Annotated in this window: 16 protein-coding genes; 9 read left to right on the top strand and 7 right to left on the bottom strand. The window is 63.4% G+C overall.

Features of this window, described 5'->3' with window-relative positions; translation table 11 throughout:
- Nucleotides 1-17: 17 nt before the first annotated feature.
- Nucleotides 18-1,625 (bottom strand): mechanosensitive ion channel family protein, encoded by a 1,608-nt coding sequence (locus tag K6G35_RS07345; RefSeq protein WP_495676270.1) that lies wholly within the window; start codon nt 1,623-1,625, stop codon nt 18-20.
- 204 nt (nt 1,626-1,829) lie between these two features.
- Here K6G35_RS07345 and K6G35_RS07340 point away from each other — a divergent pair, with 204 nt between their 5' ends.
- The 6 genes from K6G35_RS07340 (at nt 1,830) to K6G35_RS07315 (ending at nt 9,586) form a co-directional block, all read left to right on the top strand.
- A complete protein-coding gene (locus K6G35_RS07340) occupies nt 1,830-4,199 on the top strand; it encodes a DNA polymerase II (RefSeq protein WP_495676269.1) in 2,370 nt (789 codons plus the stop codon).
- Nucleotides 4,200-4,290: 91 nt separating this feature from the next.
- A complete protein-coding gene (locus tag K6G35_RS07335; protein WP_495676268.1) occupies nt 4,291-5,991 on the top strand; it encodes an MBL fold metallo-hydrolase in 1,701 nt (566 codons plus the stop codon).
- Nucleotides 5,992-6,127: 136 nt separating this feature from the next.
- Nucleotides 6,128-6,577 (top strand): hypothetical protein, encoded by a 450-nt coding sequence (locus K6G35_RS07330; RefSeq protein ID WP_035882128.1) that lies wholly within the window; start codon nt 6,128-6,130, stop codon nt 6,575-6,577.
- Between the two features lie 245 nt (nt 6,578-6,822).
- Nucleotides 6,823-6,978 carry a hypothetical protein gene (locus K6G35_RS07325; protein ID WP_223277318.1) on the top strand — a complete coding sequence of 52 codons (156 nt, stop codon included), beginning with the start codon at nt 6,823-6,825 and terminating at the stop codon, nt 6,976-6,978.
- A 230-nt stretch (nt 6,979-7,208) separates the two neighbouring features.
- Nucleotides 7,209-8,267 (top strand): cyclase family protein, encoded by a 1,059-nt coding sequence (locus K6G35_RS07320; protein ID WP_008650752.1) that lies wholly within the window; start codon nt 7,209-7,211, stop codon nt 8,265-8,267.
- A gap of 80 nt (nt 8,268-8,347) precedes the next feature.
- The gene (locus K6G35_RS07315) at nt 8,348-9,586 is read left to right on the top strand and encodes an ABC transporter substrate-binding protein (RefSeq protein ID WP_017512276.1); all 1,239 of its coding nucleotides are present in this window, start codon (nt 8,348-8,350) and stop codon (nt 9,584-9,586) included.
- Between the two features lie 100 nt (nt 9,587-9,686).
- Here K6G35_RS07315 and K6G35_RS07310 read toward each other — a convergent pair whose 3' ends face one another.
- From K6G35_RS07310 to K6G35_RS07295, 4 genes are read right to left on the bottom strand one after another with little or no spacing between them, the layout of a single operon-like run.
- Nucleotides 9,687-10,391 (bottom strand): hypothetical protein, encoded by a 705-nt coding sequence (locus tag K6G35_RS07310; RefSeq protein ID WP_495676267.1) that lies wholly within the window; start codon nt 10,389-10,391, stop codon nt 9,687-9,689.
- A gap of 11 nt (nt 10,392-10,402) precedes the next feature.
- Nucleotides 10,403-11,017, bottom strand: a complete 615-nt coding sequence (locus tag K6G35_RS07305; RefSeq protein WP_495676266.1) for a hypothetical protein — start codon at nt 11,015-11,017, stop codon at nt 10,403-10,405.
- On the bottom strand, nt 11,014-11,583 hold the full coding sequence (locus K6G35_RS07300) for a PAAR domain-containing protein (protein ID WP_495676265.1): 570 nt from the start codon (nt 11,581-11,583) through the stop codon (nt 11,014-11,016). Before K6G35_RS07300 ends, K6G35_RS07305 begins: the two co-directional genes overlap by 4 nt.
- Nucleotides 11,584-11,596: 13 nt before the next feature.
- A complete protein-coding gene (locus K6G35_RS07295) occupies nt 11,597-11,761 on the bottom strand; it encodes a hypothetical protein (RefSeq protein WP_155714378.1) in 165 nt (54 codons plus the stop codon).
- A 397-nt stretch (nt 11,762-12,158) separates the two neighbouring features.
- On the opposite strand from K6G35_RS07295, the gene K6G35_RS07290 reads away from it, so the two are divergent.
- Nucleotides 12,159-13,262 carry a porin gene (locus tag K6G35_RS07290; protein ID WP_495676264.1) on the top strand — a complete coding sequence of 368 codons (1,104 nt, stop codon included), beginning with the start codon at nt 12,159-12,161 and terminating at the stop codon, nt 13,260-13,262.
- A gap of 123 nt (nt 13,263-13,385) precedes the next feature.
- Here the strand turns inward: K6G35_RS07290 and K6G35_RS07285 are convergent, their stop codons facing one another.
- The gene (locus K6G35_RS07285) at nt 13,386-16,889 is read right to left on the bottom strand and encodes a pyruvate carboxylase (RefSeq protein WP_495676263.1); all 3,504 of its coding nucleotides are present in this window, start codon (nt 16,887-16,889) and stop codon (nt 13,386-13,388) included.
- Nucleotides 16,890-17,431: 542 nt separating this feature from the next.
- On the opposite strand from K6G35_RS07285, the gene K6G35_RS07280 reads away from it, so the two are divergent.
- Nucleotides 17,432-17,749 carry a CppA family protein gene (locus K6G35_RS07280; protein ID WP_008650745.1) on the top strand — a complete coding sequence of 106 codons (318 nt, stop codon included), beginning with the start codon at nt 17,432-17,434 and terminating at the stop codon, nt 17,747-17,749.
- Between the two features lie 58 nt (nt 17,750-17,807).
- Here K6G35_RS07280 and K6G35_RS07275 read toward each other — a convergent pair whose 3' ends face one another.
- Entirely contained in the window at nt 17,808-19,487 is a 1,680-nt protein-coding gene (locus K6G35_RS07275; RefSeq protein WP_035882125.1) for a thiamine pyrophosphate-binding protein, read from the bottom strand.
- A 249-nt stretch (nt 19,488-19,736) separates the two neighbouring features.
- Here K6G35_RS07275 and K6G35_RS07270 point away from each other — a divergent pair, with 249 nt between their 5' ends.
- A complete protein-coding gene (locus K6G35_RS07270) occupies nt 19,737-20,738 on the top strand; it encodes a Bug family tripartite tricarboxylate transporter substrate binding protein (RefSeq protein ID WP_008650742.1) in 1,002 nt (333 codons plus the stop codon).

The raw sequence follows: 20,738 nt of genomic DNA, 5'->3' as shown, positions 1-20,738 counted from the left end.
GGCCTGAGGGACTACGGTTAAGTCTTCTCCGCGCCTGGCGCCGCGTACTGATTGTCTGGCGATACCACCACGGGCGCGGGGGGCTGGTCCATGTAGTGCGGCGACATGATCTGTACCCCGTTGCGATTGAACTCGTCCTGGATCGCCGCGTGCAGGATCGATAGGAGTTCGAAGCGCCGCCGTGGGTCGTCAATCGAGCAAAACAGTTCGTATTCGACGTAGAAGTCCTGCAAACCACGCTGAAGCACGTAAGGGGGCGGATTGTTGCCGAGCCCCGGCACGGTGGCGGCCGCGCGGATCAACATGCCGTGGATCTGGCGCCAAGGCGCGTCATAGCCAATGGTGACCGACGTGGAGACCAGCGCGCCCATATTCGCTTCCGAACCACCCCGGCGAGAGTAATTGTGGATCGCGCTGCCGACCACCACCGCGTTCGGCAGCGTCACTTCCTCGCGCCGCACGTTGACGATCTTGACCGACAGCGAATCCAGTGACGTCACGGTGCCGATCGTGCCGCCGATATCGACCATGTCGCCGCGCCGGAGCGCGCGCGAATACACCAGCACCATGCCGCTCATGATCTGGTTGACGATATTCGCCGATCCCAGCGTCACCATGAACCCGAACAGTACCGACAGGCCCTTGAATACATCGCTCTGCGAGCCCGGAATGTACGGATACGCAAACGTCAGCCCCAGCGCCCAGACCACGGTCGACGCGATGCGCCGCGTTGCGCCGGCGGTCTCCGGGTGCATGCCGGGCACCGTGACCTGGCCTCGCTGCACCGCAATAAAGATCGCGACCACCAGCTTGTGCACGGCGCGTGTGATAAGCAGGATGACCGCCACGGTCACCAACCCCGGGACGGCGTCTAGCATCGACGTGCCGACATGCCCCAGCAGGCCAAGCAGGAACGCCCCCATGCGCTGGCCCAGCGGTCGGGTCAGCGGGAACTGTTCGAGCGCGAAATCGAGCCACAGGAAGATGAGTAGCGCGATCAGCGCCGCGCCGACGATCTGCGCGATGCTGTTGGCAAGCTGCAGCAGTGCGCCGGACCAGTCGAAACGACCCGACGTCCGCGTGCGCAAGCGTGACTCCAGCGCGCGGCGGAGCATCAGATCAAGCCGACGGCGGCCGCGCGCGATGGACCACAACAGGCCTAGCAGGAGCAGCAGCGCAGCCAGCGAGTAGCCTGTGCCGCGCAGGATGGTGGGCCAGTGCAACTGGTCGCGGCGGGCATCGAGCGCAGTCTGGAGTTGCGCGGCGGCCGTGGCAGCCACGGACTCCACGGTCTGCCCTGGCTGTTCGGGGTCCAGATCGCCATCGACGACCGAGAACAGGATGCGGTTACCGACCTGCACTGCCACGCCCGAAACGTTGCCCAGTCGGCCCGACAATTGGGTCACGGGTTCGCCAAGCTCGCGCCGGTCAAGCTTGTCGAACCGTTCCTGCGCGCGGGCGACCCGCACCGCGGGGGGCGTGCCTCCAAGTTCCGCACGGAGCGTCACCACCGGCAGGTTCATCAGCACCAGATCGGCGGGCGGCGCCGCAGGTGACGTGGGCGCCTCGGCAGCCCACGTGGCGAAAGGCATGGTCAGCCACCACAGCAGCGCGATCCATGACACGGCGGCGGACCTGCCGCGGCTGCTTCGCTTCGCTCCCCGTGGTATCAGTGAATCCATCATCTCCATGCATCCGCCTAGCCGTTCACAATCGCCGATATCACCCACGTTTGACGCCTCAGGCAAGTGAAATCATTCGTGTTGTGATTTAAGTTCGGTCCGTCCGCTAGAATTCCCGCCAGATACAGGCCCCCGAAGGTTTCGAAGTTGGCACTACAGCAGGGTTTTCTCCTGACCCGTCACTGGCGCGACACGCCCGCAGGCACGGAAGTCGAGTTCTGGCTCGCCACCGATGAGGGCCCGCGTCGACTGCGCCTGCCCCGGCAGCCATCCACGGCGTTCATACCGGCCGCGCAACGCGAGACGGCCGAGGCGCTGCTGCGTGGCGAGCGCGATGTCGAGTTCCGCCCGCTGAACTTGCAGGATTTCCAGCGACGCCCGGTGATAGGGATCTACTGCGACCAGCACCGCCAGCTCATGCGGATTGAAAAGGCGCTCCGCGACGCAGGCGTCAGCGTCTACGAGGCCGACGTCCGCCCGCCCGAGCGCTATCTGATGGAGCGGTTCATTACCGCCCCGGTCTGGTTCGACGGCCAGCCCGGGGCGGATGGCGTGCTGCGCGATGCCCAGATGAAGCCGGCGGCCGACTACCGGCCCAAGCTGCGCCTGGTCTCGCTCGACATCGAAACCAATGCCTTCGGCGAACTCTATTCCATCGCGCTGGAGGGCTGTGGTGAGCGGCAGGTCTACATGCTGGGCCCCACCCCCGCGCAGCCAGCGGCGGATATCGATTTCGCGCTGGAATACCGCGCAACCCGTCCTCTGCTGCTGGAGGCGCTCAATGACTGGCTGGCTCGCCACGATCCCGACGCCATCATCGGCTGGAATCTGGTGCAGTTCGACCTGCGTGTGCTGCGTGAGCACGCGCGCCAGTACCAGATTCCGTTGCGCCTGGGTCGTGGCGGCGCGGAACTGGAGTGGCGCGAGCACAACCAGCAGCAGCACTACTTCGCGGCAGCGGCGGGCCGGCTGATCATCGACGGCATCGAGGCCCTTCGCTCGGCCACCTGGAACTTCCCGTCGTTCAGTCTCGAATCCGTGGCCCGGACGCTGCTGGGCGAAGGCAAGGCGATCGACAACCCGTACGACCGCATGGATGCGATCGACCGGATGTTCGCCGAGGACAAGCCGGCCTTGGCCCGCTACAACCTCCGAGACTGCGAGCTGGTCACACGCATTTTCGAGAGAACGGAACTGCTCTCCTTCCTGCTGGAACGCGCGACGGTGACCGGCCTGCCGGCGGACCGCAGCGGCGGTTCGGTCGCGGCTTTCACGCATCTCTACATGCCGCTGATGCATCGGCAAGGCTACGTCGCGCCGAATCTTGGCGAGAAGGCGCCGGAAGCCAGCCCTGGCGGCTTTGTCATGGACTCCCGCCCCGGACTCTATGAATCGGTGCTCGTGCTCGACTACAAGAGCCTGTATCCGTCGATCATCCGCACGTTCCTGATCGACCCGATCGGGCTGGTCGAGGGTCTGGCCCACCCAGACGACGCCGACTCGGTGCCCGGCTTCCGGGGCGCGCGGTTTTCACGCACGAAGCACTGCTTGCCGGCCGTCGTCGCGCGCGTGTGGCAAGGCCGCGAAGCCGCCAAGCGAGACAAGAACAAGCCGCTCTCGCAGGCGCTCAAGATCATCATGAATGCGTTCTACGGCGTGCTGGGCTCCAGCGGCTGCCGCTTCTTCGACCCACGACTGGCGTCGTCGATCACGATGCGCGGCCACGAGATCATGCGCCAGACGCGCGCGCTTATCGAGGCCCGGGGCTACGAGGTGATCTACGGCGACACCGACTCCACGTTCGTGTGGCTGCGTCGCGCGCGGTCCGAGGCCGACGCCGCGCAGATCGGCCGCAGCCTGGTGGCCTATGTGAACGACTGGTGGCGAGATCATCTGTGGCAGACCTACAGCCTGGAGTCAGCGCTCGAGCTGCAGTTCGAGACCCATTTCCGGCGCTTCCTGATGCCGACCATCCGTGGCGCCGATCTCGGCAGCAAGAAGCGCTACGCGGGCCAGGTGATGCGCGCCGACGGCACGGCCGAGATGGTGTTCAAGGGCCTGGAAACCGTGCGCACCGACTGGTCACCGCTGGCGCAGCAGTTCCAGCAGACGCTCTACGCGAAGATCTTCAACCGCGAGCCCTATCGGGACTATGTGCGCGACACCGTGCGCCGCACGCTAGCCGGCGAACTCGACGAGCAGTTGATCTACCGTAAGCGCCTGCGCCGCCAGCTCGACGAATACCAGCGCAACGTGCCACCGCACGTACGGGCGGCACGCATCGCCGACGAGTACAACGTACTGCACGGCAGGCCGCGCCAGTACCAGCGCGGCGGCTGGATCAGCTACGTGATGACGGTGGCCGGCCCCGAGCCACTGGAAACACGCGCATCGCCAATCGACTATGAGCACTACGTCACACGACAGTTGCAGCCGATAGCCGATGCGATCCTGCCGTTCCTGGACGACGATTTCGAGACGTTGCTCACCGGGCAAATGACGCTGTTTCCCCAGTAACTTCCCTAGTTGCACGGTTCCGGGCACACCCGCTGAGGTATGCTTGGCGACCTAGAACAAGAATCCGCAGAGACTTCCCGCGCAGTCCATCATGTCCACCACCCTCCCCGATCCCACCTCCCCGGCTGCACGTTCCAAGGCCATGCGCGCCGCCGCCAGCATGCTCGTACTGCGTGACGGAACACGCGGCATGGAGGTGCTGATGATGCGCCGCCCGCAGCGCGACGACGATCGCAGCGCCGGCGCCTTCGTGTTTCCCGGCGGCACGCTCGACCCGCAGGACGCCACGTTGCACAGCCTGTGCAGCGGACTCGAGGACTCAGCGGCCAGCGCGCGGCTCAGTGTCGCGGCGAACGGGCTCGACTACTACCTATGCGCGGTGCGAGAAGCGTTCGAGGAAGCCAACCTGCTGTTCGCCTACGACACGCGCGGGCAGTTGGTGCAACTCGACAGCCTGGCGGAAAGCGTGCGTCGCCAACTGCGCGAGGCGGCCGGCTACGGTGGCAAGGGGCTGGCGCACGTTTGCGAGATGCTTGGGTTGCGGCTGGCCGTCGACCGACTGGCGTACAGCGCCTACTGGCTCACGCCACCCGGACTGCCCAAGCGCTTCGACACGCGCTTCTTCATGGCCATGCTGCCCTCGGGCCAGACCGCTCTCCACGATGGTGTGGAAGCCGTGGAGCACCGCTGGCTGCGTCCGGCCGAGGCGATCGACCCGGCCAGCAATTTCACGCTGGTCAATGCCACGCGCAGGATCCTGCAGTCGATCGCGCATTTCCAGAACGCACAGACTTGCTTCGATTTCGCGCAGCAGCAGCGCAACATCCCCCTGGTCATGCCACGTCTGGCGAGCGGACCCAAGGGCCAGCGCCCGGTGATGCCGGAAGAGGCACCGTATGCGGAAATCTCCCGCATCGACCCCGATGGCGCCGGGCACGGCCGCTATGCGCTGGAGCCGGGCCATGCCGTAAAACTGTCCGATCGCGTCTGGCGCGTGACGGCCAATAACGGCAGCGTCATGACCGGGCCGGGCACCAATACGTACTTCGTGGCCGGTGCGGACAACACCTGGGCCGTGATCGACCCGGGTCCCGACGATCCCGCCCACTTCGACGCCGTCATGGCCGCCGCGCCAGGCCCCGTCAAATGGATCTTCGCCACGCACACGCATATGGACCATTCGCCGGGCGCCGTGCGACTGCGGGCCGCCACGGGCGCGCCGGTCATCGGGCTGGTCACGGCCGCGACCGACCGGCAGGACCCGACCTTCGCGCCCGACCATATGCCGCGTCACGGCGACCGTATCGCCCTCGGGCCCCAGACGACGCTGCGCGTCGTCCACACTCCAGGCCATGCGTCGAACCATCTCTGCTATCTGCTCGAGGAAGAGAAGACGCTGTTCACGGGCGACCACGTGATGCAGGGCTCGACCGTCGTGATCAACCCGCCCGATGGCGATATGCGCGCATACCTGGGGTCACTGCGGGCGCTGCTCGACGAGGACATCGAGTGGATTGCGCCCGGTCATGGCTTTCTGATGGGCCGGCCGCATGACGCGATCCGCCTGCTGATCCGGCATCGCCAGCAACGTGAAGCCAAGGTCATGAACGCGCTGCGCGCGCTGGCCCCGACGGATCTCGCCACGCTGCTGGCCAGCGTCTACGACGACGTGCCTCCGGGCAAGCATCCGATCGCCCAACGCTCGCTGCTGGCACATCTGCGCAAGCTGGAGGCCGACGGGTTGGCACGCGAGGTGGACGGTAACTGGCACCTGTTGCCGGCCGGGCTGTAACGGCCGGGCAGGCATCTTGCTGCGGCGCCGCAAAACGGCCGCCATCGCTTGAAATATCTGGATACCACGCCGGTCTTGGCGGTACGCCGGCGCGCTGCCTACATTGATGGCATTGAGATGCATCGGAGGCGCCATCATGTCCAGACTCATTGCCGTGATGCTGCTGACGCTGACCGCTACAGGCGCGGGCGCCGCGACTGCCGTCACCAAGTGTGAAAGCAGCCAGGACACGCTCTATACGGCAACGCCCTCATGCCCCGCCGGCTACACCAACACGACCCGGACCATGCGCGGCAGCGTGGTCACCGTCCCCCGCGCCACCCCCAAGGCGCGACAGGCGGAGCTGGCCTACCTGCAACATCAGGCGCAGATTTCGCAGCAGATCCAGGCTTGGGACGAACGTGACGCCGAGCAGGACTGGCGACTGATGAATGCGTTCTGGAACCAGTGCCGCGTTCTCGATTACCAGATCCGAGGCACGGAATGGGCCATGGAGAACACCGAATACTGGAGCCGGGCAGACCGCTACCGTGAGGCGGTGAACGCCGCCCGTGCGACGCAGTTCCAGATGGGATGTTTCCTCTGACTTCGGATGGGTCGCGGGACGGTAACCTCGCCGCCCCGCCGTGGAGGTTCCGGACCCGGGCGCACTGTATATTTCGCCGATATTAAATGCGCTTAGATCGGCATACAGAAAATTTCAGGCGGATTCCGGCCAGATTCAGGTCTTCTCTCACATACAATCCGTTCCCATCCGGCCCGCCACGTTTACATGATCAAATCATGTTCCGAACGCTGGCACTGCGGTCGCAACCGCTTCCTGTGAAGATCATGCTTACTCTCACTGCGATAGTTGCGTATATGCTGGCCTGCATCGTTGCATTGGCCTTCGGTGCCCGCTGGGTACTCAAGAATGACCCGCTGCTCAAGCAGCAACAACTACTCGACTCCGCTGCTGGCGCTCGCGCGGAAGATCACCCCACCTGACGCGCCACAGACGCTGCAAGCACCGTCACCTTGTCGAAACGCCGGTCCACGAGACCGGCGTTTTGCTTTCCGGTCCTCCCGGATCCGGCCTTGCGCGGCCATGCCTCCTTATGGTTTTGATGCGACGCAAAATGATCTTGCGTCGCCTTTTCGTCTATAAACGCGCAACATGGCGAGACCCTGCCGGTTATCAAGGCGAAGCATCAATCCAACAAGAGGAGACACGAAGCATGCGTTGGAAGCAGCGTCCAGAAGGCTCCAACTGGGGCGAATTCGGGCCCGATGATCAACTTGGCCGCGTCAATCTGATCGGGCCCGAGCAGGTGATCAGAGGGGCGAAAGAGATACAGGCAGGCATCAGTTTCTGCCTCTCGCTACCGCTCGATTACCCTGGTGGCAACAAGCTCAATCCGCGACGCCACCCGCCTCAGTTGCGCCCGACATTCCGCGACGACATCCCCTATCTGAACTTCCCGCTGGCCAAGGTGGACCCTGCCGCCACCGATGTCATCAGCGACGATCAGGTATTGCTGTGTCTGCAGTATTCGACGCAGTGGGACTCATTGGCCCACGTTGGCGCGCTGTTCGACGCCGACGGCGACGGCCGTCCGGAGCGGGTCTACTACAACGGCTACCGAGCCAATGCCGATGTCGTTGGACCCGTGGACTACGCCGAGGATGACCACTTCGAAGCCCACGATTGCGGCCACGGCCACGGCAGCCATGCCGATGCGCTCGGCATCGAGAACTTCGCCGTCAAGGGCATGCAAGGCCGAGGCGTGCTGGTCGATCTGGCCGACGTCTACGGCACCGGGTACCGCAATGTGGGCTACGAAGACCTGATGCGGGCGATGGAGACACACCAGGTGGAAGTGGAACGCGGCGACATGCTGCTGCTGCGCACCGGCTTTGCCGAGGTGGTGCTGTCGATGCAACGCGAGCCCGACGAGAATGTGCTGCACCACAGCTGCTGCGCCCTGGATGGGCGCGACGACCGCCTGCTCAACTGGATCACCGATGCCGGCATCGCCGCGCTGATCGCGGATAACTATGCCGTCGAACGCTATCCGGCACGCCCGGCGCCGGCCGACGCGAAAACCCACCCGCTGCTGCCGCTGCATCATCACTGCCTGTTCAAATTGGGATTGCCGCTCGGCGAACTCTGGTATCTGCGCGAACTGGCCGACTGGCTGCGCGCTCATCGTCGCACCCGCTTCATGCTGACCGCGCCACCGCTCAGGCTGCCGGGCGCTGTGGGATCGCCGACGACGCCGATCGCGACGGTCTGACTTGCTCCGCTCTCCCACGCGTGGGAGAGCGGAAAACCAGAAGAACCCGAAAGGACACCCGAACACAAAGGAGGAGACACATGAAAACAAAAGCACAAAAGCTCGCTGCCGCGGTACTGGTCACGGCGGCATTCACCAGCGTGGCCGCGCACGTCCACGCGCAACCCAAGCCCGGTATCTCCGACGATGTCGTCAAGATCGGGCTACTGCTCGACATGAGCGGCCTGTACTCGGACGTCACCGGGCGCGGTAGTGCCGCCGCCGCGCAGATGGCGATCGACGACTTCGGCGGCAAGGTACTTGGCAAGAAGATAGAACTGGTGGTGGTCGATCACCAGAACAAGGCCGATATCGCCGCCAACAAGGCGCGCGAATGGTTCGATCAGGATCACGTGGACGCGATCCTCGACGTGGCCGCATCGGCGCCCGCGCTGGCCGTGCTTGACGTCGCCAAGCAGAAGAACAAGATCGTGGTGTTCTCGGGCCCCGGCACGGAGCGCATCACGAATGACCTGTGCACGCCCGTGTCTGTCCACTACGCGTATGACACCTACGCGCTGGCCAACACCACCGCGCGCGCCATGGTCGAGCGTGGCGGCAAAACATGGTTCTTCCTGACAGCTGACTATGCCTTCGGCCATACCCTGCAGCAATCGGCCACCGCCGTGGTCAATGAGGCCGGCGGCCGCGTGCTGGGCGCCGCACGGCATCCGCTCAACACGAGCGACTTCGCCTCGTATCTGCTGCAGGCCCAGGCCAGCAAGGCACAGGTGGTGGGACTGGCCAACGCCGGTGGCGACACCGTCAACGCGATCAAGGCCGCATCCGAGTTCGGCCTGACACGTAACGGCAATCAGAAGCTGGCCGGGCTGCTCCTTTACATCAACGACATCCACGCCATCGGCCTGAAGACTGCGCAGGGGCTGGTGCTGACCGAGGCGTTCTACTGGGACATGAACGACGCCACGCGCGCGTGGTCACGCCGGTATTTCGAGAAGGTCAAGAAGATGCCGAACATGAGCCAGGCCGGCGTCTACTCATCGGTCTCGCACTACCTGAAGGCTGTACAGGCAACCGGTACCGACGAGACCGCGGCGGTCATGAAGCAGATGAAAGCCACGCCGATCAACGACTTCTTCGCAAAGAACGGACGCATCCGCGAGGACGGCCGTATGGTGCACGACATGTACCTGTTCGAAGTGAAGAAGCCCGAGGAATCGAAGTATCCGTGGGACTACTACAAGCTACTGGCCACGGTGCCTGGAGACCAGGCGTTCATTCCGCCTTCGAAGTCGCAATGCCCGTTGCTGAAGAAGTAACGGACATCGTTAGATGTCATGCGTGGCGTCGACGCGCCGCGCATGACGCTTCGACCCGACCCTGTATAGCAATTCGCCGATAGGCCTGATCGAGCCAGCCCTACTCCTGAACGGAAAACTGAAACGGTATCTCCGGCAGCGCAAATCGGAGCCGGATCTCGTTCAAAGTCGGGACGAAGCGCCGGTCCAAGAACGTGAAGTACGACATCAGCAGGCCCACGCGTGCCTTTTGCATCTCGTCATATAGGTAGCTGTTCTTTGGAAATGCCAGTTTCCCATCATTCAACATCCTCACGGCCTGACACGACGAAAGCAAGCTTGGCAGATGCAGGAACGTCGGCTTGCGAGCTAACGGGTCTATCAAGAGGGAGATCTGCGTGTATCGACTTCCCGCTTCGCCTGATGCGTTGGCATGTCCTTCCACGCAAAGAAGAGGCGGATGGGTGTGTGTACGCATCGCAACGAATATCTTGGCAGATTCCGGAGGAATCTCCGACACATGCTCTCCTGGAAACGCTTTGGCGGTCACAAAACGATAGCCTTTGCCGTTAACTACCATTCGATCTTTCCAGAGTTCGATACTTAGCGTTCTCCGATCTACTCTAGCCTGCAGCTTCGTGAAAATACCTGGCTTACCTGGGTAGGAATAGACCACACCGGCGTTTTGCTCGATAGGGTCAACGTCAACGGAGATCGGGTTATCAAACACTGCCCCCGATTGGGAAGAATAAAACGCATCATAGCTGTCGTAAGACTGTGCAGCGTAAACGCTGCTTGGTGGAGTGGCAAAGGCCACCACCAGCATCGTCGCAATTCTCATCGGTACGCTTTCGCTCCCGTCGCTTTCACGTAGTCTGGATTCAGGGTCCAAAAAATCGTGCTGCCATGGGCAGCCGTGGAAACCCATACCGAGTCGTAGCGGCCTCGTTCGGCCCCATCAACAATTTTCCCAGTTCTTTTGTTCACGACTCGCCATCGCTTGACGAACAAGCGTTTGTTTTCCGGCACGCCGAAAATGTTGTGGGACGGGTCGCCCCACTTGAATCCTATCTGCGCCTTCGGATGGGTCGCGAACTCAGTCTTGAAATCGAGACCATCCCACCAAAACGCGCCATTCGACGGATCCCGACCTTCGTTTGCCAACGCTTTCCGAGCCCATTCAACAGCAACTTTTATCCCGGCGTCCGCATCAAGCTTGTCGTCGTGAGTGGACATCAATTTGTTGAAACGCTGGTTTGAGCCGTTCCATGCAAAAGCATAGTTTGGGTCCACGACACGCAACTCGGATGCCGTCTTCCCTCGCCACGCGCGGCACCTATTGGCAACGGAGAACGCTATTCCACCGATTTCGTCCGAGTCGTTGGCTGTGGATGCTTCTCCGTAGGCGATTGCGGCGAGCAAACGTAGATCCCTATTGATCGCGTCGCTCATCGTGCATCCCCCGCATGCCATGCCACGAAAGTGAGATTCGGAAGATCCTTCACCGGAAAGGACCGAGTTTTTCCGTCTGTCAGCGGAGTCCTGTCGACGAGCGTCCCGCTGTCGCTCGAAAGCTTGTAGGTCATCCCTTCGACAGGATTACCGGTTCTCGCGTCGACAATTTCGTAATAGCACTCAAGATTCTCGTCGGTATTCGCTATTGCTTCTGCCGAGCCCCAGTTGGGGTGACGAGGAGAAGCGACGAGCGCAGCCGCCTCTTCGGCCGTAAACGACATTGACATGCCTCGCTTGGCGTAGAAAACCGGAGGCGGGTTGCAATGACAAACATTGATGTCGCCACTCAGCGCCCACTGCTTTCCATTGGATGCTGTGCCGGGCCAGCGCGGTCCTTTTGGCGCGATGAAGCCGTCTTGCTTACAAGCAGTGCAGTAGGTTCTCATATAAAGCGTGGCGACATTCACCCGAGGCGGCGGGTTCGAACAAGTCACGTCCACAAGGCCTTCGGCAATCACTGCGCTCCCGGCGCGATCGCCGCGAGCAAGGAAATAGCGGATCATGTGGGCCCTCTCATCAACCATTGACGGACGAGCGCTTGCCGACCGTGAAGACGCGAGACGACACCATACTGAGCCGCTTGCGTCCACCTGCGATGGTGTCACCGTTGTCCAGTTCACTGCCATCACGATACGTCACCGCGTCGCCAACGCGCGCTACGGTCAGACCTGCAATCGTCAAGCCACTCGTAGCTTTGGTGACTCGTCCGCCGCGATCGGTAAGCGCGTCAATGGTCGCGAAAAGGTGTGGCACCCCCGTCGCGCAATCAGATTGGACATCCGTTCTCTCTTCAACACACGGCATGGCAAAAGCTCCTGACAATGATCGAATGAGGGCGCAAGAAGCGCTTTTAATGGAAGGCTCGCAACGAGTCCATAGGAGAAAATCGAAACTGCCAGTCAGCTACTAGTTTCGAAACCCAACCGGACTACGCGCCCGGCATTGTTCACAGCCACGAACAAACTGTCACCAATTCCACTCTTCTTTGCTTCGCCTCCTCTCGTTACATTCCTGACGCCGCACCGCGCCCGAGCCCGCAAGGAGGCGTGCGTGCGTCTGATAACAAGGATCACGAAGCATGAAGACCCGTATAACCTGCCTGGCCGCTCTGGCCATTCTGCCTACCTTGCCCGTCACGGCCCACGCCGACGGCAGCATTACGCTCTATGGCGTAGTCGATGCCGGCGTGGAATACCTGACCCACGCACCGAACTCCGCCGGCGGTAGCAACAGCGTTGTCCGCCTGTCGGCCGGCAACCTGTCGACCTCGCGTTGGGGCCTGCGTGGCAGCGAAGATCTTGGCGGTGGCCTGAAAGCCATCTTCACGCTGGAGAACGGATTCGACCTGGACACCGGCAACGCCAACCAGGCCGGCCGGCTGTTCGGCCGCCAGGCATTCGTGGGCCTGCAGAACCAGTACGGATCGCTGACGCTGGGTCGTCATCAGACCGTGCTGTATGACTTCTCGCTCACGTATGACCCGATGGCCATCGCCACGCGCTATTCGGTGCTGATGCACGACAAGTGGATGTCGGGGCGCGCCGACAACTCGCTGAAGCTGACCGGCAAGCTTGGCGCGGTCTACTACGGGCTGTTCTACAGCACCGGCTACGACAGCAAGGCCGGCGGCGAGATTCCGGGCGACTACAAGGCTGGCCGCAACTGGTCGGCCGCGGCCGGCTACGATGCGGGGCCGCTGTCGGCGCGCGTGGTCTACGACGAAGTGCGCGGCAGCACCGTTGCTACCGATGACAACCGCGAGCGCCGCGCCAGCATCGGCGCCAGCTACAACTTCGGCCGTGGCCGGGCTTTTGCCGGCTATCGCTGGTACTACGGCGATTTCGCCACCAGTTCGCTGCGCACCAACCTGTACTGGCTTGGCGCGAGCTATCAGGTGACGCCTGCGGTCACCGTGACCGGCGCTGCCTACTACACCGACGTGCGCAACAGCAGCGGCGATCCGTACAGCTTCGTGCTTTCGGGTACCTATGCACTCTCGAAGCGTACGGACCTCTACGCCATTGCCGCCTACGCTCAGAACAGCAACGGATCGGCCATGGGACTCTCCGGCTTCGGCCCGTCGCTGAACGCCAACGCCACCACGCTGACGGCCGCCACCGAGCAGGTCGGTGCGGGCCAGAACCAGTTCGGCGCGATCATCGGCATCCGCCATCGCTTCTGATCGGCAAGCGCATACCAGACACGCTCCACGACGGAGGTTTCCTTCGTCATTGCGGGCCCGCCTTGGCGGGCCTTTTTTGCGTCTGGCCGAACGCCCTTCCCTCTAACGCCCCCCTTCGACCGTTTAACCCTTCAACTCGATCAGCAGATCCTTCGCTGCCACGCGGTCGCCCGGCTTGACGTGCACGGCAGCGATCTCGCCGTCGCGATCGGCCGCGATATGGGTCTCCATCTTCATCGCCTCCAGCGCGAGCAGCGTCGTGCCGGCTACCACGCGCTGCCCGGGCTGCACCGCCACAGTCACGATCGAGCCCGGCATCGGCGCGGCGATGTGCAACGGGTTCTCGGGATCGGCAACCTGGCGGCCCTGTCGGGCCGTGGCGACGCTGACGGTACTACGCTGCTCGATCAGGGCCGTGCGCGACTGGCCGTTCAGCTCGAACTGGACCTTGATCACGCCCTCTTCGGCATCGGGGTGGGTGCCTTGCAGCGAGACAAGGAGCGTCTTGCCCGCCGCAATGTCGACGGCCACTTCTTCCTGGGGCTGCAGGCCGTACAGATAGGCCGGAGTCGGCAGTACCGATGTATCGCTATAGGCACGCACATGCGCGTGGTACTCGACCGTCTGCTTCGGATACATCAGGTACGACGCCAGTTGCATGTCATCGAGCGGCTGCTCGCAGGCGGCCTCACCCTGTGCGCGGACGGCATCGAGATCGACGGCCGGGATCAGGTCGCCCGGACGGTACGGCGCGGGCGGCTCACCTCGGAGAACCTTGCGCGAAAGCTCGGCGGGGAAGCCATCCGGCGGGAAGCCCAGTTCGCCCTTGAACAGCGACACGACAGATTCGGGGAATGCCACATCCTTGTTCGGATCGCACACATCCGCTGCCGTCATATCGTTGGCCACCATCATCAGCGCCAGATCGCCAACCACCTTCGACGTCGGCGTCACCTTCACGATGTCACCGAACATCCGGTTGACGTCGGCGTAGGCGCGCGACACCTCGGTCCAGCGATGCTCGATACCAAGCGAGCGAGCCTGCTCGCGCAGGTTCGTGTACTGGCCGCCAGGCATCTCGTGGCGATAGACGTCGGCAGTACCAGCGCGAATTTCGGACTCGAACGGCGCGTAGTAGCGGCGCACGCCTTCCCAATACATCGACGCCTCGTGGAGGCGGTCCAGGCTGAGCCCGGGATCGCGCTCGCTGCCCGCCAGCGCGGCGACGATACTCGACAGGTTCGGTTGCGACGTGAGCCCGCTCATCGCGTCCAGCGCGCCGTCGACGGCATCGCAACCCGCCTCGATCGCGGCCAGTGCCGATGCCGCGGAAATGCCACTGGTATCGTGCGTGTGGAAATGCACGGGCAGCCCGGTCTCTTCCTTCAGCGCCTTGACCAGCGCCGCCGCGGCCTGGGGACGGCAGATACCCGCCATGTCCTTGATGCCAAGCACGTGCACGCCAGCGCGTTGCAGTTCGCGGGCAATGCCCACGTAGTACTTCAGGTCGTACTTGGGCCGAGAGCCGTCGAACAGATCGCCCGTATAGCAAATCGCGCCTTCGCACAGCGCGCCGGTTTCGCCCACGGCATCGATCGCCACGCGCATGTTGCGCACCCAGTTCAACGAATCGAACACGCGGAAGACGTCCACGCCGGCACTGGCGGCCTGCTTGACGAAGAAACGCACCACGTTGTCCGCGTAGTTCGTGTAACCGACGGCATTCGAGCCGCGCAGCAGCATCTGGAACAGGATGTTGGGCACACGCTCGCGCAGCTGCGCCAGGCGCTGCCACGGGTCTTCCTTCAGGAAGCGCAAGGCCACGTCGAACGTGGCGCCGCCCCAGCACTCCATCGAAAACAGTTGCGACAGCTCGCTGGCGTAGAACGGCGCGATCGGCAGCATGTCTGCCGTGCGCATACGCGTGGCGAACAACGACTGGTGCGCATCGCGCATGGTGGTGTCGGTCAGCAGCACCTGCTTCTGATCCAGCATCCAGCTTGCGAATTTCTCCGCGCCCAGCTCGCGCAGTCGATCGCGCGTGCCGAGCGGAAGCGGTCTGGTGGTGTCGATAGCCGGCAGGACAGGCCTCGGAAGCGGCAACTGCGGCACCGCGCGGCCCGTCATTTCCTGATGACCGTTGATGCTGACGTCGCCCAGATAGCTCAGCAGCTTGGTGGCGGTATCACGCCGTTTGGTGAAGGCCAGCAGTTCCGGCGTCAGGTCGATAAAGCGCGTGGTGACGTCACCGCTCCCGAACGCGGGATGGTTGATGACGTTCTCCAGAAACTGCAGGTTGGAGGACACCCCGCGAATGCGGAACTCGCGCAGGGCGCGATCCATGCGGCGGATCGACTCGGCGGCCGTCGGCGCCCAGGTGGTGACCTTGACCAGCAGCGAATCGTAGTACGGCGTAATCACCGCGCCGCCATAGGCGGTGCCGGCATCCAGGCGCACCCCGAAGCCGGCCGCGCTGCGATACGCGGTGAGTCGGCCATAGTCCGGCAGGAAGCCATTCTCGGGGTCCTCGGACGTGATCCGGCATTGCAGCGCGTGACCATTGAGCGGAATCTGGGCCTGCGGGGGCACGCCCGCCGCGCGCGTGGTGATATCGCCGTTCTCGTCGAGCGTGTCTTCGGTCATGCCGATCCGGCCGCCTTCCGTGACGCGGATCTGTGCCTTGACGATGTCGATCCCCGTGATCATTTCGGTGACCGTGTGTTCCACCTGGATACGTGGATTGACCTCGATGAAGTAGAACTTGTTCGTGTCCGCATCCATCAGGAATTCCACCGTGCCTGCGTGCGAATAGCCGACCGCGCCCATCAGGCGCAGCGCCGCGTCGCACAGTGACGCGCGACCGGCAGCGTCCATGTATGGCGCAGGCGCGCGTTCGATAACCTTCTGGTTGCGCCGCTGCACCGTGCAGTCACGCTCGTGCAGATGCACGAGATTGCCGTGCGTGTCGCCCAGGATCTGCACCTCGACGTGGCGCGCATTGCGTACCAGCTTCTCCAGGTACACCTCGTCGTTGCCAAACGCGGCCAGCGCCTCGCGACGGGCTGCCGCCAAAGAAGGCTCCAGGTCCTGTTCGCTCTCCAGCACCCGCATGCCACGGCCGCCACCCCCCCAGCTTGCCTTGAGCATCAACGGATAACCAATGCCGGCCGCCAGGCGCTTGCACTCGGCCAGATCGAGCGGCAGCGGATCGGTCGCCGGCATGACGGGCACACCCGCCGCAATGGCCGCATTACGCGCCGCCACCTTGTTGCCGAGCATCCGCATGACTTCAGGCGATGGCCCGATCCAGCGAATGCCGGCGTCGATGACCGCCTGGGCGAAGTCCGGGTTCTCGGACAGAAAACCATACCCCGGGTGAATCGCATCGACCTTGGCCTGCCGCGCGATCCGCAGAACGTCTTCGATATCGAGGTAAGCCGCCAGCGGCTTCTTGCCTTCGCCAACCAGATAGCTCTCATCGGCCTTGAAGCGATGAAGCGCGAGCCGGTCCTCCTTCGAGTAAATGGCGACTGTGCGGATGCTCATCTCGGCGGCGGCCCGCATCACGCGAATCGCGATCTCGGAACGGTTGGCAATCAACAACGACTTGATCGGGGCGAAGTCCATGGGGCATGCAACCTAAGCGAACAGGCCACGCGTGGGGACACGCGATGGCCAGAAGTCAGAAGACGGCGGTGGGCAGGTCCTGCCCACGCCGGAGAAGTCGGAGATCAGCCCGTCGGCACTGCATGGTGAGCGGGATTGACGATCAACTTGCGCGCACATTCACATGTGCGTCTGCGGGGGGTGAAAACGCAAAAAGCGGGCCACAAGGTAACGCTGCGCCTATCTCGTTGATTTGTCAGGGAATATCAATCACAGCGGTTTGATGCGATGGTTTCAGGAATGAAATTCATAAGTTCAATCATGAAACCCGCCATTTCTGAGCGACACCGATTGATCCCCAGCTTCATTGCACCCGATTGCCGGGCCTAATGAGCACCATCAGCCGCTATCTCCCCTATTTGGGACGCAGGGGGCGCGAAGACTGATGCCGGCCACCCCAGGGTCATGATCCCTCCATTGCCTCCCTTGAAATTTCCCGAGTACTGTATATATTTACAGTAACTGTATGGATGAACAGTCCTAGGAATCCTCGGAGGTATCAGATGGAACACCTGATCCGTGTGCAAAACGAATACGACCGACAGGTACTGGTGTGGCTGCGAGGCCGGATTGGCGATGCCGCCCTGATGTCTGCCGCCCGGCGTGTCGCGGCGGATGGGAAGAAGCCCTATCTTTCCACCATCTGCCGGCTGCTCAATATCCGGGCGCCATCGCGCCGGAGCTTCGCCGAGGAAGCGCGCAAGACCCATCGCGCCGTGGGCGAACGCTATCTGGCGCAGATTCGCCAGATCCTGAACCAGCCGGCTGCCCAAATGAAAACGGCCGGACACGAAGTCCGGCCGCAGGCAACGCTCTTCTAGGATCAGTCGGAGCAACCCAACCTTTCCGACCCTTCCGGCCTTTTTGGTCGATCCGATCTCAGGTCGGCATTTCGGTCACCCGCATGGCGGGCGTGATCTGAAGCGGGTCGGTCAGCAGTTCCAGCACGGCCGGCTTGCCGGCATTGCGGGCACGCTCGAAGGCCGCCGCGAAATCCTCGGTTTTCTCCACGCGCTCGGCCCAGGCGCCACAGGCACGCGCCATGCCAACGAAATCCGGGTTGACGATCGTCGTGCCGCTCTGACGGCCCGGGTAGCGGCGCTCCTGGTGCATCCGGATCGTGCCGTACATGCGGTTGTTGACCACCACCACGATCAGGTTGACGCCATGCGCCGCAGCGGTGGCGATCTCCTGCGGGTACATCAGGAAGCAGCCGTCACCGGCCAGACAGACCACGGTCTTCTCCGGATGACGCAGCTTGGCCGCGATCGCCGCCGGCAGGCCATAGCCCATTGCGCCACAGGTCGGCGCCAGTTCGGTACGGGGGCGCTTGTAGGCGTAGAAGCGGTGCAGCCAGACGGCATAGTTGCCTGCGCCGTTGGTCACGACCGAATCCTCGGGCAGCACGCTGCTCAGATGCGAAATCGCGGCGGACATATTCACGCCGCTCAATTCTGAATGCGGCTTCGGCGGTGTGACAAAGGCCTCGTGATCCGCGCGCGCGCCCGCGGTCCACGACTTCCACGGTACCTGCGCCGGCGGCTGCAGCGATGCGAGCATCGCCGCGCCGGGTTCCACCCCGGCATGGATCGGCAGCGCGGCCTGGTAGACGCGGCCCAGTTCGAAGCTGTCGGCATGGATATGCACGAGCTTCTGCTTCGGCCGCGGCACCTCGAGCATCGTGTAGCCATCGGTGGCGATGTCCCCGAGGCGCGTGCCGAATGCGACGATCAGGTCGGCGGTTTCCACGCGCTCGGCAAGCTTCGGGTTGACGCCCAGGCTCAGGTGCCCAACGTAATGCGGATCGCGATTGTCGAGCACGTCCTGGCGGCGGAAGGCGCAGGCCACCGGCAAATCCCATGCGTGCACGAAGGCCGCGAAGTCGCGCACAGTGGCTTCCGTCCAGTTGGCGCCACCGGCGATCACGAGCGGACGCTCCGCCGCGCGCAGGGCCGAGGCCAGCGCCTGGGCATCTTCGGCACGCGGGGCCGCTGCCACCGCGCGATACGGCGCCGCGTCGACGCACTCCACCATGTTGTCGAGCACGTCCTCCGGCAATGCCAGCACCACCGGGCCGGGACGGCCCGACGTAGCTACCTGGAAGGCACGGGCCACCATCTCCGGAATCCGCGCGGGATCGTCGATCTCGGCCGCCCATTTGGCCATCGAGCCGAAGACCGCAGCGTAGTCCACTTCCTGGAACGCTTCCCGCCCCTTGTGCTCGCGCGCGATCTGGCCAACGAACAGGATCATCGGCGTGGAATCCTGCGCGGCGATATGCACGCCGCAGCTTGCGTGCGTGGCGCCCGGCCCGCGCGTCACGAAGCAGATGCCGGGACGCCCGGTCAGCTTGCCGTCGGCCTCTGCCATGTTGGCGGCCGCCCCTTCGTGCTTGGTGACGATCAGGTCGATCGTCGGCTGGTCATGCAGCGCGTCCAGAACATCCAGAAAGCTCTCCCCCGGCACGCAGAAAATGCGCTCGGTGCCGTGGATGCGAAGTTGATCGACGAGGACACGTCCGCCAGTGCGGGCGACAGGAGAAGAAGCGTTAGCGGTCATATCGAAAGCCTGCGATGGAATGTCTGCGATTGTTCCGTTTGACGCGCGCCCTCGCGCGGTCTATCGTGCATTTCTGTTATGCGAATTCTGCAAGTCAGCGTGGCACTCGCGCGTGTAGATTTGCTGGCGAGGCGCGGAACAAGACGCCCGGATCTGCCCACAGAACCGACAGGCAGAACAAGAAGAAAACACAGCGAATATCGTACCGCAACGCCGTACCCACCCGTTCGCGTAACAGGAGACAACGCAATGTTTTTCACCCATCGTCGGATGCGGCCCATGCTGGCCGTGCTTTGTGCCGGATGCATGACCATCGCCACGCAGGCCGGCGCGCAGTCTGCCGATCACTGGCCCAGCAAGCCCATCACCTACGTGGTGCCATTCGCGGCGGGTGGCACTACTGATCTGCTGGGCCGCCTGATCGGGCAGCGCCTGTCACAGACGCTGGGCCAGTCGATCGTGGTGGAAAACCGCGCTGGCGCGGGCGGCAACATCGGTTCGGACTACGTGGCCAAGGCCGCCCCCGATGGCTATACCCTGCTCGGCGGCACGATCAGCTCCCACGCGATCAATATCAGCCTGTATCCGAAGATGCCGTATGACCCGGTCAAGAACTTCCAGCCTGTGGCACTGATCGGCACCCTGCCGAACGTGCTGGTGGTCAATGCCAACAGCCCATGGAAGAGCGTGCAGGACGTGATCGCCGCCGCCAAGGCCAAGCCGGGCTCGGTCAACTTCGGATCGTCGGGCAACGGCACGTCGCAGCATCTGGCAGCCGAGCTGTTCGCCAATATGGCCGGGTTGCGCATGACGCATGTGCCCTACAAGGGCAGCAGCCAGGCTGTGCAGGCGCTGCTGGGCAACCAGGTGGACATCGTGTTCGAGAACAGCGTGGCGGCGATGCCGATGATCCAGGCCGGCAAGTTCCGTGCACTGGCGACGACGGGTGCGAAACGCGCGCCGGAACTGCCCGATGTGCCGACCATGGCCGAGTCCGCCCCCGGCCTGTCCGGCTATGAAATCGTGTCATGGCAAGCGATCTTCGCGCCGGCTGGCACACCGATGCCGATCATCAACAAGCTCTCCGGCGAGATCGGCAAGATCATTCGCCAGCCCGATGTGCGCAGCAAGCTGGCCGGAATGGGCATCGAACCCTCGGGCGCCGGCCCCACCGAACTGGGCAACTTCCAGAAAAGCGAAGTTGCCAAATGGGCAAACCTGATCAAGGTGGCCAATATTCACCTGGAGTAA

Source organism: Cupriavidus sp. HY129, assembly GCF_059492215.1.
Note: the sequence above shows the minus strand (reverse complement) of the source record. Positions and strands in the feature narration are given on the sequence as shown.

Excerpts from the sequence above, each read along its gene's own strand:
- K6G35_RS07280 (WP_008650745.1), top strand. The coding sequence starts at position 17,432 with ATGGAACACCTGATCCGTGTGCAAAACGAATACGACCGACAGGTACTG.
- K6G35_RS07285 (WP_495676263.1), bottom strand. The coding sequence starts at position 16,889 with ATGGACTTCGCCCCGATCAAGTCGTTGTTGATTGCCAACCGTTCCGAG.
- K6G35_RS07320 (WP_008650752.1), top strand. The coding sequence starts at position 7,209 with ATGCGTTGGAAGCAGCGTCCAGAAGGCTCCAACTGGGGCGAATTCGGG.
- K6G35_RS07290 (WP_495676264.1), top strand. The coding sequence starts at position 12,159 with ATGAAGACCCGTATAACCTGCCTGGCCGCTCTGGCCATTCTGCCTACC.
- K6G35_RS07335 (WP_495676268.1), top strand. The coding sequence starts at position 4,291 with ATGTCCACCACCCTCCCCGATCCCACCTCCCCGGCTGCACGTTCCAAG.
- K6G35_RS07270 (WP_008650742.1), top strand. The coding sequence starts at position 19,737 with ATGTTTTTCACCCATCGTCGGATGCGGCCCATGCTGGCCGTGCTTTGT.
- K6G35_RS07275 (WP_035882125.1), bottom strand. The coding sequence starts at position 19,487 with ATGACCGCTAACGCTTCTTCTCCTGTCGCCCGCACTGGCGGACGTGTC.
- K6G35_RS07300 (WP_495676265.1), bottom strand. The coding sequence starts at position 11,583 with ATGATCCGCTATTTCCTTGCTCGCGGCGATCGCGCCGGGAGCGCAGTG.
- K6G35_RS07310 (WP_495676267.1), bottom strand. The coding sequence starts at position 10,391 with ATGCTGGTGGTGGCCTTTGCCACTCCACCAAGCAGCGTTTACGCTGCA.
- K6G35_RS07305 (WP_495676266.1), bottom strand. The coding sequence starts at position 11,017 with ATGAGCGACGCGATCAATAGGGATCTACGTTTGCTCGCCGCAATCGCC.
- K6G35_RS07330 (WP_035882128.1), top strand. The coding sequence starts at position 6,128 with ATGTCCAGACTCATTGCCGTGATGCTGCTGACGCTGACCGCTACAGGC.
- K6G35_RS07315 (WP_017512276.1), top strand. The coding sequence starts at position 8,348 with ATGAAAACAAAAGCACAAAAGCTCGCTGCCGCGGTACTGGTCACGGCG.
- K6G35_RS07325 (WP_223277318.1), top strand. The coding sequence starts at position 6,823 with ATGCTTACTCTCACTGCGATAGTTGCGTATATGCTGGCCTGCATCGTT.